Here is a 13,612-nt window from a genome sequence, read left to right as displayed (position 1 = left end):
TGATACAGAGCATATGATTTTACTGTGAAAAATCACAAAAAAAAAGAGTGTCGAATTATTTCAACACTCTTCTAGGGGCATTATAAATTAATTGCATTACAGTTTCTTTGTCGATTTTGCAGTACAACAAGACTTTTTAGATTTGTCGCATGCTTTTTTTTCTTTGGCAGTGCACTCTTTCTTTGTCGTTTCTTTAGGTTTAGTTTCTTGAGCACTAACATTCATGCCTGCTGAAAAAAGAGCTACTGCTACAATGGTGATTAGGTTTTTCATTTTTTATTGATTTTTGATTTTAAAGTGATTCAAAATTATTATTTTTTTTGAATAAGCATTATTAATTAACTTTTCTCTACAATAATTTTAACTAAATCGGCAGTACTTAATACTCCAGACTGTCTCCATAACTGTTTTCCGTTTTGAAAAAGAATCATCGTAGGAACGCCGCGTACTTGATATTGTGCAGCAATCTGCTGGTTTTTGTCAACATCAATTTTGATGATCGAAACTCGATCACCCAAATTGTTTTTTACTTCTTTTAAAATTGGAGCTAATGTCTGGCAAGGTCCGCACCATGTAGCAAAAAAATCGACCAATACTGGTTTTTCCGATTGAATTATGTCGTTGAAAGTACTCATTTTTTATTGTATTTATTTTTGGGAACGGCACAGCCATTTGGTCCGCAGCCCGAATTAAATAGAGCTTGAAAAAAGAAAAACAATCCAAAGATAATAAAAAACCATTCGTGCGTATTGTATGCCTGCACGAATAGAAATACGGCAAAAGCCAGGCGGAAAATCCGCATGGCATGCCAGTTGCTTAACAGTAAATCTTTCATTCTTTTGGGTTTATTTTTTTTGAAATTCAATCCACAATTCAGTTCCAGCCCTTGGTGAGGCAGAATTTTGACATACTTTTATTTTTAAAAAATGGAATGAATCCTTAAAAAGTATTTCATATTCTTCTTGGCTTCCGCCAAAAGGGGGACCGCTTTCAAATGTACGGTTAAATAATAGGCCGGCAATTATTCCTTCATTAATTAAAAGCTGATGCATTTTTGAAACGTAATTTTCACGCATAGCAGGAGGCAGAGCGCAAAAAAAAGTTTGTTCCAGTATTAAATCATATTCACCCTGATGCTCAAAAAAATCGCCTAATACAATAGTGATGTTAAGATTATTTTTGAACTTGGTTTTTAATTTTTCTACTAATGATGGAGCAATATCGATAATGGTAATATTTGTAAATCCTTGTTCCAATAGATATTCGGCTTCGTGGGAATTGCCACAACCAGGAATTAAGATTCGAATGTTTTTATCTTGTAAAGTATCAATGTAGCTTTTTAGAGGTGGAGAAATTGTTCCGAGATCCCAGCCTAATGTGTTGGCTAGATATTGACTGTTCCAAAAATCTTTATTGTTTTCCATTTTGTGATACTGTTTTACGGATGCGTGAGGGATAGAAGCCAATGTCATTAAGTTAAGGATTAAATGATAAAATGATTGCTGATTTTTGATTAACGATTTTTGATTTCAGATATAAGAAATCGCGTAAAATCGACGATTGAACAATTCTTAACAACAAATCTAAAATGCTACGCCAATTCGCTATCGCTTGGGTCAAAAATCGTTAATCCTTAATCTAAAATTTTTTAACTTAATGGGGTCACGCCCTAATTACTTTTTTAATTTTTGTATTGCCATTGCCATTGAAATTGAATTTTGCTATTATAGTTTGCTTTGGCACACAAAATCGGTTCTTGGAATATCAGTTTTGGCGATGGCATTGAATCCGCCTTCAATCTCGCTGAAATTTCGGAAGCCACGGGCCTGCAGAATAGAGGACGCGATCATGCTGCGGTATCCTCCCGCACAATGCATGAAAAAGTGCTCGTCTGGATTGATGTCTTTTATCCAGTCGTTGATGCTGGCTAATGGTTTGCAATAAGCCTCGGATACATGCTCGGCTGCATATTCGGATTCTTTACGGATATCGATTATTTTGCTTTCGCCAATTTTTACTTGTTTTTGAAATTCTTCGGCAGTGATTCTGTTTATTGTGTCAATGTCTTTTTCTGAATTTTTCCAACTTTCGAAACCGCCTTTCAAATGACCAATTAAATTGTCAAAACCTACACGGCTCAATCGAGTTACGGTTTCTTCTTCTCGTCCCAGTTCGGTTATTAATAGAATTGGCTGTTTTACATTGGCAATCAAAGCGCCTACCCACGGAGCAAAATCACCGTCAATACCAATGTTTATGGACTGCGGAATAAAGCCTTTAGCGAAATCGCTGTTTTTTCGTGTGTCTAATAATAATGCACCAGTTTCATCTGCTGCCGATTCAAATTCAGTGACTGATAAAGCGTTCATTCCATGTTTTAAAACTTCCTGAAAACTGTCATATCCTTTTTTGTTCATCGCTACATTCATGCCAAAATAGGCTGGGGGAGGCAAGAGTCCGTCGGTTACTTCGGTTATGAATTCGGCTTCGGACATGTTAGCTCGCAATGCATAATTGTTGGATTTTTGGTTTCCAATGGTCGAAATCGTTTCTTTGCTCATGTTTTTGCCGCATGCACTACCTGCACCGTGTGCTGGATATACAATAACGTCATCAGTCAAGGTCATGATTTTGTCTCTTAACGAATGAAACAGCAGTCCAGCTAACTGTTCCTGAGTCATTGAAGCGGCTTTTTGAGCAAGATCCGGTCTTCCAACATCGCCAATAAACAAAGTATCACCAGAGAAAATGGCATGATTTTTTCCGTTTTCGTCAATTAGTAAATAAGTAGAACTTTCCAATGTATGGCCGGGAGTATGCAGGACTTTTATTTTGATATTCCCTATTTCGAATAGTTGATTATCAGTTGCAATAATGGCTTCAAATTCGGGTTTTGCAGTTGGTCCATAGACTATAGAAGCGCCGGTTTCTTTGCTTAAATCAAGATGACCCGAAACAAAATCGGCATGAAAATGGGTTTCAAAAATGTATTTCAGTTTCACACCGTCACGTTCAATTCTGTCCAAATAAGGCTGTGTTTCTCTTAACGGGTCAATTATCGCCGCTTCGCCATTGGAAGTGATATAATAAGCTCCCTGTGCCAAACATCCTGTATATATTTGTTCTATCTGCATGATTTTTATTTTGTATAAAGTTACTAAGTTTCTGTTTGAGTTACTAAGATTTTAAGACTCTGAGATGCTAAGTTTAAGTTTTAAAAGTTTCTAAGTTAAAATCTCAGAAACTTAAAAAACTCAGTTTCTTAGCTTCTTAAAAAAAGCTCCTTGACAATGATGTAAATTCCCATTATCAGAATAAACCAGCCAAAAATTGGCTTGAGTCTGTAACCGTCTATTTTTTTTGATAATCGTGTTCCGATAAGCATTCCTATGAAAGCCATACTTGAAATGCTTGCCAAAAAAGTATAATTGATAGGTGTATGAATGTATAAATCACCCAAAAAGCCAATAGCTGAGTTTATAAAAATGATTAATAACGAAGTGCCAACTGCCTGTTTCATGGGTAAATTAGCGAAAAACAAAAGTGCAGGAATGATTAAAAAACCACCGCCAGCACCTAGAAAACCAGTTATGATTCCGACAACTGCCCCAATTGCGGACAGCTGCCAATAATTAGTATGGAGAACTTGTGTCTGCGTTATGGTTTTGGAAATCATAGAAAAAGATGCAGCAATCATCAGAACTGCAAAAATGATCATGATTAGAAAGCTTTTGGTAACTGGAAAATCATTTATTGTAAAAAGGATATTTGGAATCTTTAAAATGATTACTTCCCGAATAACCAATATTGAAAATACTGAAGGAACTGCAAAATACAATGCTGATTTGATTTTGAGATTTCCAATTTGGTAATGGCTGAAGCATCCGGATAAAGCTGTAATTCCCACAATGAACAACGAATAACTTGTTGCCAGTTTTGGGTCAATCTTAAACAAATAGACCAATATCGGAATGGTCAAAATAGAACCGCCACCACCGATTAATCCTAGTGATAGACCTATTATGACTGCTGCCAAATAACCGAAATATTCCATGCCTTGTTTTTGTTTCCAGCAAAGATGCAAAGACTATTACAGTTGTTTGGTAACTTTTGTCACTTTTGGAAAAGTTGTGGGATTTATTTAGAATATAGATTTTTAGACTTTAGACTTTTTTTGAAATTTGAAAATTTTACATCAGTATCTCAATCTGGTTGCGGTGTAAAATTACCAAACCTCGCTGTTCCATTTTTTTTAGCAGTCTCGAAATAACTTCTCTTGATGTATTTAAATCAGAGCCAATTTCCTGATGAGAAAGTTTCAGTTCTTTGCATCCGCAGGCTTCTACCTGACGTTTTAAATAGAATTCCAAGCGTTCGTCCATTGCTCTAAAAGCGATGCTGTCAACTACTTCTAACACTTCTTCTAGTCGATTGCGATAAGAACCTACTACAAATTCGTACCAGCTGCGGTGCTGCATCATCCATTTGTCCATCATTGATAATGGAAGCATGATGATTTCGGCATCTTCAACGGCTTTTGCCATGATTTTGCTTTTTTCATTTTTGACCGCACAAACCATCGATAACGCGCAGGCTTGCCCAGGCTGTAGGTAGTACATGAAAAATTCTCCTCCGTCACTGTCTTCACGATAGACTTTGATTGTTCCTTTAACTAAAAGAACAGTATTTTTTATGTATTGTCCAGTGCGCATAATCACTTCTCCGGCACTAAACGTTTTGATAATTTCATTCGTTTTGATGTCCTGAATTAATTCGTTTGAGAACGAAGGAAATATTTTTTTTAACAGCTCTGGCATTTTGATGTCTATTTAAAAATTAACTTGAATACAAGGATGTAAAAATACTAAAAATGGGTGCTTATTTATAATTGAAATTGTCTATGATATGATGTCAGAGTGGTTTCTTTATTACGAAAACGTTTTCTTTTATTTATTGTATAATTCGTAAAAAAGGCATCCATTGTTTGAGGAAAATCTTGTATTTTTACAAAAAAATATATATTATGAATTTGACACAAGAAGAATGGGTTTCTCAAAAGGAAGCCGATGAAAATGCAGTTCTTTTAGATGTAAGAACCGAAGATGAATGCGACCAAGGCATAATAGAAGGTGCTATTAATATTGATATTCATAAAGGACAGGAGTTTGTTGATGCTATTGCAGCATTAGATAAGAGTAAAAATTATTATGTGTATTGCCGTTCTGGAATGAGAAGTGCAAAAGCATGTGAAATAATGAACGAGCTAGGTATTGATAATGCCTATAATTTACTCGGTGGCATTATAGAATGGGAAGGTGATGTAGTATAACATCATAACAAGAGGCCAGCACCTCTTTTTAAATTTAATGGAAATTAACCAACATAACCAAGAATGAATACAATACCTCAAGAATTTCAAATTACGTCGCTGCTTAATCAGGATACTTATCTGGTAAACGGCGAATTAAAAAAATGGACTGGAAAAACTACACCTGTATATTCAACGATATCTTCAACTGAGAAGTATGAACCGACTTTATTAGGTTCTATTCCATTTATGGGAGAAGCAGAAGCACTGGAAGTTGCAGCTTCTGCCGAAGCAGCTTTTAATAATGGACAAGGATTGTGGCCAACTATGAAAGTTGTTGACCGCATTAAGTGCATGGAAAAGTTTGTAGTCAAAATGAAAGAGACCCGTACAGAAGTAGTTAAACTTTTGATGTGGGAAATTGGTAAGACATTAGGAGATTCTGAAAAAGAATTTGACAGAACGGTAGAATACATTCAGGATACTATCGAAAGCTATAAAGAATTAAACAGCCGTTCGGCCTATTTTTCGAAAGTGCAGGGAATTAATGCCATGGTGCGAAGAGGACCAATTGGAGTTGTTCTATGTCTTGGACCTTACAACTACCCGCTGAATGAGACATTTACACTGCTTATTCCTGCTTTGATTATGGGGAATCCTGTAATTTTTAAGCCGGCAAAACACGGTGTTCTATTAATTTCACCTTTATTAGAAGCTTTTAAAACAAGTTTTCCAAAAGGAGTTATCAGTATTGTTTACGGAAGGGGAAGAGAAATCGCTTCTCCGATAATGAAATCTGGAAAAGTAGATATTTTGGCTTTGATTGGAAACAGTAAATCAGCTATCGCTTTGCAGGATCAGCACCCTAATAAAAACAGACTTCGTTTGGTATTAGGATTAGAAGCCAAAAATCCAGCGATTATATTACCAGATGCCGATTTGGATTTGGCAATTCAGGAATGTATTGCAGGAACTTTATCTTTTAACGGACAAAGATGTACTGCACTGAAAATTATATATGTTCACGAAAATGTAGCGGCTGAATTTAACAAGCGTTTTGCAGAGAAAGTAGATGCACTGAAATTTGGAAATCCTTGGGAAAAAGGAGTTGCTTTAACACCGCTTCCTGAGACCGAAAAACCAGCATATATTCAGGAATTAATTGATGATGCTGTCAGCAAAGGTGCAAAAGTTATTAATGCAAAAGGTGGAGAGCATTCTGATAATTTTATATTCCCAGCTATTTTGTTCCCAATTAATAAAGAGATGCGTGTTTATCATGAAGAGCAGTTTGGACCAGTAGTGCCAATTTTGACTTTCAAAGATATTCAGGAGCCATTAAATGATATGGCTGAATCAAATTACGGGCAGCAGGTAAGTTTGTTTGGTAAAAACATCAAAACTATCGCACCGCTTATTGATACTTTGGTTAATTTGGTTTGTCGTGTTAACCTGAACAGTTCTTGTCAGCGAGGACCAGACGTTTTCCCTTTCACAGGAAGAAAAGATTCTGCTTTCGGAACATTGAGTATTCATGATGCTTTGCGTTCGTTCTCAATTAGAACTTTCGTTGCTTCAAAAGACAATGCATATAATAATGAAATTCTGCAGGAATTATTAAACAGTAAAGAATCGAATTTCATCAATACCGATTATATTTTGTAATCGTTTTCAAATAGTTTTAAAACCGTCTTGTTTAATAAAATGAGACGGTTTTTTTATTATGTACTAGTGAGGAAACGGGATTGATATAATTTTAAACATGTTGCTTTTTAATAATATATGTGTGAAGCAGCTGTCAAATTGACTATCTTTACTGGTGTTAGATTTTTAGTCAGTTTTACTTCAAATTATTTATTAGTATTAAAAAGAAAGTAAAAATAGCAGCCAAAAATTTTCACGAGTATTTACATCGTGAGCCTTACTATGTGCATCCCAAACTAAAATTCATTCCCAATATCATTGTTAACAGCATCTCTATATTGGCAGCCATTGCCTTCATAAGTATTATTTTGTATTTATTGTGCAGTTATCTGATAAAGGCGTTTTATCACTTATAATTTTTAAAATTTTATAAAAGCGTTGAAAATTACAAGCATATTACACTGTTTTTGGTTTTTATATTATTTCCAATAGATAAAATAAAGCAGATTATCTTCTAATATCATTAGATTGGGCAGTTAGTTTAAAAAATACCGTACCATTCATTAAAATCCATTAAAAAACAAAATTGATTTCTGTCGATATTGATAAATTTTCAAAATCCTTCATGTTAAATATAGTGAGAAATAAATAATTAAAACTAAATTTAATTAAATATAATGTAATTCGGTGGTGTGATATTGTTTTTCGTTTGATGATAATGTAATTTTGCACGAAATATCAGATTTGATTTTTTTATTATTTACTCGCTGGAAAAAGCTACAAAAGCAGTATTGTCTTGAACATTAAACAGATAAAAAAAGATATATTAAGAAATAAAAAAATAGTTTTGAATTAGTACCTGGAAATATTTTTTTTAAGAAAAAACCGTCACTTCATATTATTTAAGAAGTAACGGTTTTTTTGTTGGTTTAACTTTTGAGAAACTATCTCTGCAATGCTGTTGGGAAATTCCGTTTTGCTTTAAAAAAAATCGGAACAAAATAAATTCTGCTCCGATTTAACTAATTTTATATTACTGTTCCAGCCGTTCTCTTTCGGGACTACTAGTCAGTTTTATAATTATGCAAAACAACAATCTCCATCTCCAAAATTCATTTTTACATCGGTGAAATCTGTCTTTCCAAATGCTTTTGAGATTATTGACTGTTTTACTTTTTTTGTCTTATAAATAAATACATTTGACTGCTTGAAATTAGCACAGATTGCTTCATCATAACAGATTATTTCGCGTACATTTTGTTTTATACATTGTAGTTTGATGATCGCTGCAACTATATCAGCATCTTTGGCCTGGTTATAATAAGCAAATAAAACTTTACATACATAGTTTCTCCTTTGCAGCACTAAAAAACCGATACACTCTGAATCTTTTATAATCTTAATAAAATAAATATTAAACTGTTCATCATAGATTGAGAACTCATATTTGTTTTTGTTTGTGTACTGCAAAAGAGGAGCTTCCTGGACCCAGTGATATGCTTTTAGCCACTCAAAATAATCTGTTTTTTTATTAGAAATATCATTTTTGTTGTATTTATTGATTACTTCTAAGACTTCTTCATCGGGCTTGTTTAAATACTCTAATTCTACATTTTTCAATTTTCCTAACAGCTGTTTTTCCTGAAAAGAAAGCTTTAAATCGATAAACAGATTTAAAAAACTGTCTGTAAAATTTAATAAAGGATTAAGGTAATTTATCTTTGGGTATAATTTTGGGATAACAAAAATTAAGTTGCTTCTCAAAACGGCTTTAACGCCTAAATTTTCATTTAATGTATAAAAGTAGCCGGTTTTGTCGTATACTCTTTTGGCGCTTTTAGTAAATTGAGAAATTCCCACTTTGCCATCATTAATTTGATAAGCAGTGTCCAGTATTTGGCGTCCTACGCCTAATCTAAATGTTTTTTTTGGGTGAACCCACCAAGTGGTTAGCCAGCCTATTTTAGTTTCAGCATTATCGAGTATTATTCGATCAATAAAAACTCCCATGTAGCCCACAATTTCGTTATTTAAATAGGCTAGAATTAAAACAATATCATCATCTTGGCTATTTGGGTTTCTATAGTGAGATAATAGTCTGTGTTTGCTAATTGATAAAAAATCATGATTCCAAAATGATTTGTCTTCAAATAATAAGGGAACATTTTTTTTAGAAATTTGTTTTATTTCAATCATTTTCTGCTGATTTTATATTTGCCAATAACTTTATTGTAGTACTTGAATAGATTTTCTGTGACAATAATTTTTTTGATATCTTTTTTTGGATGTTCAATTGAAAAGCGCTGAATTATTCGATTGTCAAAATCTTTTTTTAATCCCGAGTTTCCAAATAATAAAATATCCTTGTCATATTCAAGCAGCTCAGTAAGCAGTCTTTTAGATATTTTTTTATCTGAAAATGGAAATGCAAATAAGGAATAATCGATGCTGAAGGTATTTTTGACCCAATCTATAGAATCTATAATTTCCTTTTTCTGTTCTTCAAAACTTAATTGTTCCAGTGGCGGATGCGACATTGTATGTCCTCCAAAATAAAAACCCTGATCAATCATTTCCTGTATCTGTTCCTTCGAAATATAAGGCTTTTGTGTTTTTAGATAATGATGTATATCTATATTTAAATAGCTTAGGACATCAGTTATCTTATTTCTGTCTGAAAAACGGATGTTTTTAAATTTTGCTGTAAAATCATCATTCGAAATATAACTAAAATTAAAAATAGAACTAATCGTATCTAAACTTTCTTTACGGAAATTTTGATCCTTTAAATGATTTATAATAACGCTTATATAATGTTTGTACAAACCTTCATTATTATCCACAAAAACTGGATTTACAAAAAAGATCGCTTTCAGATTTTTTTCTTTTAAAATAGGAAAGACAACACTGTAAATTTCTTCTAAACCATCGTCAAAAGAAATCAGGAAGCCATTGTTTTTATTAGCAGTTAAATCACCTAAACTCAAGGGGCTGAAATTTTTTGATAAAACTTCCAGGTCATTTTTAAATTGGGCTATGTTTTTATATTGATATAAATTTTCAATATGAGCGGCTTTATCATCTCTGATGATATGATAGTATGGATAAACGGATTGTTTTTTAAAAAGCCCAACAAGGTTTTTATTTGAAATTCTGTATAAATTATCTTTTATAAATCCCATGTATTTTTAAATTAAAAACTCTAATTTTTTAAGCAAATCAGAGCCTTACTATTTTACAAACATACTTAATTATCGTTTAATTTGAAAAAATAGTATTATATCACTGAAATTATATTTTTTTGCAGAAATCATAATCATCCTGTAAATAGCTAATCTTTTGAATATCTTGCCTTTTGGCAGTAGAGAATTCATTTTCATAACAAATTATCGTCCCACTCTGCTGCAATCTTTTGTGTTGAAACCCCGCAAACGAAGTTTACTGAATTCCGATAAAAAATAAAAGTATAGCGAAGTAATCGGGGTCAGGAGATAAAAATTACTTTGTTTTCTAATTCGGTTTCTTACAAAATATTGCTGCTGTTAGTGGTTTTTTGATGCTTTCCTGCATTTGCAACAATACATTCATATGCTATAACTCCGCAGTTTCTGGGTATCTGATAAAGCAGTAATTTGGATAAAGAACATAAAATAGTAAAACTCATTTTGTGTTAATTATATTGATATTGTGTGGGCAGTTTGGTGCTAAAATATATCAAATAAGCAATTAATTAAGTTTTTATTTTTAATATACTAATTTTTGTACTGTTATTTTGGTTTTTGTCTGGAGTTTTATTGATTCCATGATAAATATCAGGTTTCCTGCTATAACGTTTTCATAAATTTGATTCATAATTAAAAACATTCAGACCATGAAAGCAGAATTCAGATTTCTAACGGTATTCGCTTTACTAATTGTGTCAGGAACAACAAGTATAGCGCAGGAAATAAGCTGGTCGGCACCAGAATATAGCAGCTCCTTAACGAACCCATTTGTAGGAAATAAAAAAGCTGCAAATGAAGGTAAAGTAATCTTCGACCAAATGTGTGTTTTGTGTCACGGAAATAATGGACAGGGAAATGGTGAAGCAGGCCAATCCTTAAGCCCTCAGCCTGCTAACTTAGTGGCGTTAAATGTAAAAAACCAGTCAGATGGAGCTATTTTCTGGAAAATAACCAATGGCCGAGCACCTATGGCTCCCTATTTTGACCTTTTAAATGATGATCAGCGCTGGAAACTGGTCAATTATATACGAGAATTAGAAAAAAAATAATTTTGAATTAGTAACCCGAATAATTTTTTTTTCAGCAAACCGTTACCGCTTAAATTTAAAGTGATAACGGTTTTTTAGTTTTTAGATACGAATGATTCTTAGAAAATTAGAATGACATTGGCTTATTTAAGCGAGGCCATATCAATTACAAAACGGTAACGAACATCACTTTTCAGCATTCTTTCATAAGCCTCGTTGATGTCCTGCATTTTGATTAATTCAATTTCGGAAACGATGTTGTGTTCACCGCAAAAGTCGAGCATCTCCTGAGTCTCGGCAATCCCGCCAATCAAAGAACCCGCCACCGATTTTCGTCCCATTATCATCGGAACTGTATTCAGGAACGGTTCTATGCCTCCTAAATAACCGACAATTACTAAAGTTCCGTTGGTGTTCAAAGTTCCAATATAAGGATTGATGTCATGAATGTAAGGAACGGTATCGATAATTAAATCAAATTTCCCGTTTACAGCTCCCATTTGATCCGCCTCAGTCGAAATTATCACCGAATCAGCGCCCAGTTCCAAAGCATCTTTTTCTTTGCCCGGAGTTCTCGAAAACAGCGTTACTTCGGCGCCTAGACCTTTTGCCAGTTTTATCGCCATGTGACCCAATCCGCCCAATCCTACAACGGCTACTTTGCTTCCTTTCCCTGCTTTCCAGTGGCGAAGCGGTGACCAGGTTGTAATTCCCGCACACAATAAAGGTGCTGTGGCAGCCAGATTAAGATTCGCAGGCACTTTCAAGACAAAATGTTCCTCAACTACAATTTTCTCCGAATAACCGCCAAGGGTCATTCCGCCCAAATGTTTGTCTTTTCCATTATACGTTCCTGTAAATCCATTAGAACAGTATTGCTCTAAATCCTGTTTACAGCTGTCGCAGGTCTGGCACGAATCTACCATACAGCCCACAGCTGCAAAATCACCCACTTTTAGTTTCGTTACTTCGCTTCCTACTTTGGTCACTTTCCCCACAATTTCGTGACCAACAACTGTTGGGTAAGTTGTAAATCCCCAGTCGTTTCTAGCAGTGTGCAGATCAGAGTGGCAGACACCGCAATACAAAATATCAATTTCAATATCCTTTGCTGTGGCGGTTCTGCGCTGGATATTCATCTGTGCCAAAGGCGCATCGGCTGATGCGGTTCCGTAAGCTTTTACATTTGTAGTTTCCATATTTTTTTTATTATAAGTGAGTTATTCCATTATACAAAGTTAATCGTTTGCATAAGGTGCGATTTATAGAAAACAATCCAATAGTTAAGAAATTCAAATATTTTTTCTATTACGTTTGTAGGTCATACTGATTAACATTCGTTCAATAGAGCAGCATAGTATTCTGTTTTATAGTTACATAGGTTTGGGGGCGTTTTGTGATTTTAGGAGCAGAAAATTCATTTTTATAAGAAATTCAGTCCCGCTTTTCGTTATAATCTTGCGTGCCGAACCCCGGCACACAAGGATTTTCACTGCAATCGGGGCTAAGCGAGAAATTTATTTTTTCATATTTTTTTGCCAATAGCAGTCCTCTGCGCTGGTGCGAGCATCCGGCTCGTATACACAATCCTGACAACAGTATTCTAAAATATCCTTTTATGTAGGTTATCCTTCAATTGTTACTTGATCTTACTTTTATCTTTAGTATTGTTTAAAATGATGTTCTACTTTGCGTTCACGAGCGGGACGCTCGCGCCAGCGGGGTGTCAATCAATTTATTTCATAGTTTTTATGTTGCCACTACGAAATGATAGAAACATAAACAGTCCAAAAGAAATTTCAATAAATGAACCCGTCAATAATGAACCAAAGGATTGAACTTGAAAATTATATAATAAGTATGCTGAGGTGCCTAAAATAGCACCCAGCAACCAATAAATCTTATTACCGTATATTGTCGAAAATGTTAAATATCTTCCACCAATAATTAAAAGCATCGCTTGAAAAAACCATTCTGTATGTTGCAATGAAAGTCCAAAAGCAAGTGGTAAGCACATAATCATCCATATTGTCCCTTCCATAGCTAAATTTCCCAATTGATTACCTTTCGTGTGTGTTCCGTTAAGTCCAATAAACTTGCTAATTATTATACTTATGGGATAGATAAACATTCCTCCTATAAAGAGCGTCCAAATTGCTTTTTTGGGTGAATATTGATTTGCTGTAAATGCAGATGTGAGCCAAATAACTCCTGAGACTATAACACCAATAGAACCATTTGCATAACCTTTGCACATATCAATTTGTGCTTGATTGAATGGCTCTATCTGATTTAATGATTTGCTGGAGGGTTTTTCTTTCATACTTTAAAATATTTATTTCTGTTATTTAAGGTTACGTTTGTTTTGTACTTGTCCTCTGCTAGCGCTAGCGTCCCGCTCGTGCCCG

The 13,612-nt window shown here is 34.2% G+C and carries 14 protein-coding genes; 3 read left to right on the top strand and 11 right to left on the bottom strand.

The genetic code is table 11. The features are described from left to right. Positions 1 to 96: 96 nt before the first annotated feature. From C8P67_RS22055 to C8P67_RS03925, 7 genes are all read right to left on the bottom strand, one after another. The gene (locus tag C8P67_RS22055) at positions 97 to 273 is read right to left on the bottom strand and encodes a hypothetical protein (protein ID WP_170141406.1); all 177 of its coding nucleotides are present in this window, start codon (positions 271 to 273) and stop codon (positions 97 to 99) included. A gap of 65 nt (positions 274 to 338) precedes the next feature. Beyond that, on the bottom strand, positions 339 to 635 hold the full coding sequence (gene trxA, locus C8P67_RS03950; protein ID WP_115810617.1) for a thioredoxin: 297 nt from the start codon (positions 633 to 635) through the stop codon (positions 339 to 341). Continuing rightward, complete coding sequence (locus C8P67_RS03945) at positions 632 to 835, bottom strand: hypothetical protein (RefSeq protein WP_115811049.1); 204 nt, start codon at positions 833 to 835, stop codon at positions 632 to 634. Before C8P67_RS03945 ends, trxA begins: the two co-directional genes overlap by 4 nt. Positions 836 to 845: 10 nt before the next feature. Beyond that, a complete protein-coding gene (locus C8P67_RS03940; RefSeq protein WP_115811047.1) occupies positions 846 to 1,424 on the bottom strand; it encodes a methyltransferase domain-containing protein in 579 nt (192 codons plus the stop codon). A 300-nt stretch (positions 1,425 to 1,724) separates the two neighbouring features. After that, positions 1,725 to 3,134 (bottom strand): MBL fold metallo-hydrolase, encoded by a 1,410-nt coding sequence (locus C8P67_RS03935; RefSeq protein ID WP_115810615.1) that lies wholly within the window; start codon positions 3,132 to 3,134, stop codon positions 1,725 to 1,727. Between the two features lie 128 nt (positions 3,135 to 3,262). Continuing rightward, positions 3,263 to 4,054 (bottom strand): sulfite exporter TauE/SafE family protein, encoded by a 792-nt coding sequence (locus tag C8P67_RS03930; protein ID WP_115810613.1) that lies wholly within the window; start codon positions 4,052 to 4,054, stop codon positions 3,263 to 3,265. Between the two features lie 136 nt (positions 4,055 to 4,190). After that, the gene (locus C8P67_RS03925) at positions 4,191 to 4,817 is read right to left on the bottom strand and encodes a Crp/Fnr family transcriptional regulator (RefSeq protein ID WP_115810611.1); all 627 of its coding nucleotides are present in this window, start codon (positions 4,815 to 4,817) and stop codon (positions 4,191 to 4,193) included. 206 nt (positions 4,818 to 5,023) lie between these two features. Between C8P67_RS03925 and C8P67_RS03920 the strand changes: the two genes are divergently transcribed. Together C8P67_RS03920 and C8P67_RS03915 are read left to right on the top strand one after the other, a co-directional pair. Next, on the top strand, positions 5,024 to 5,329 hold the full coding sequence (locus tag C8P67_RS03920) for a rhodanese-like domain-containing protein (RefSeq protein ID WP_115810609.1): 306 nt from the start codon (positions 5,024 to 5,026) through the stop codon (positions 5,327 to 5,329). 63 nt (positions 5,330 to 5,392) lie between these two features. After that, complete coding sequence (locus tag C8P67_RS03915; RefSeq protein WP_115810607.1) at positions 5,393 to 6,973, top strand: NADP-dependent glyceraldehyde-3-phosphate dehydrogenase; 1,581 nt, start codon at positions 5,393 to 5,395, stop codon at positions 6,971 to 6,973. A 1,059-nt stretch (positions 6,974 to 8,032) separates the two neighbouring features. Here the strand turns inward: C8P67_RS03915 and C8P67_RS03910 are convergent. Continuing rightward, positions 8,033 to 9,148: a GNAT family N-acetyltransferase gene (locus C8P67_RS03910; RefSeq protein WP_115810605.1), complete on the bottom strand. Its 1,116-nt coding sequence runs from the start codon at positions 9,146 to 9,148 to the stop codon at positions 8,033 to 8,035. After that, positions 9,145 to 10,134: a polysaccharide deacetylase family protein gene (locus C8P67_RS03905; RefSeq protein ID WP_115810603.1), complete on the bottom strand. Its 990-nt coding sequence runs from the start codon at positions 10,132 to 10,134 to the stop codon at positions 9,145 to 9,147. The genes C8P67_RS03910 and C8P67_RS03905 overlap by 4 nt, the downstream gene beginning before the upstream one ends. A gap of 689 nt (positions 10,135 to 10,823) precedes the next feature. Here C8P67_RS03905 and C8P67_RS03900 point away from each other — a divergent pair. Continuing rightward, entirely contained in the window at positions 10,824 to 11,225 is a 402-nt protein-coding gene (locus C8P67_RS03900; protein WP_115810601.1) for a c-type cytochrome, read from the top strand. A 122-nt stretch (positions 11,226 to 11,347) separates the two neighbouring features. Here the strand turns inward: C8P67_RS03900 and C8P67_RS03895 are convergent, their stop codons facing one another. Both C8P67_RS03895 and C8P67_RS03890 read right to left on the bottom strand, forming a co-directional pair. Beyond that, complete coding sequence (locus tag C8P67_RS03895) at positions 11,348 to 12,403, bottom strand: NAD(P)-dependent alcohol dehydrogenase (RefSeq protein ID WP_115810599.1); 1,056 nt, start codon at positions 12,401 to 12,403, stop codon at positions 11,348 to 11,350. 536 nt (positions 12,404 to 12,939) lie between these two features. Beyond that, positions 12,940 to 13,527, bottom strand: coding sequence for a DUF7010 family protein (locus C8P67_RS03890; protein WP_115810597.1), 588 nt, complete (start codon positions 13,525 to 13,527; stop codon positions 12,940 to 12,942). Positions 13,528 to 13,612: the final 85 nt, after the last annotated feature.

It is taken from the genome of Flavobacterium aquicola, assembly GCF_003385115.1.
GTDB classification, from domain to species: Bacteria; Bacteroidota; Bacteroidia; order Flavobacteriales; family Flavobacteriaceae; genus Flavobacterium; species Flavobacterium aquicola.
Note: the sequence above shows the minus strand (reverse complement) of the source record. Positions and strands in the feature narration are given on the sequence as shown.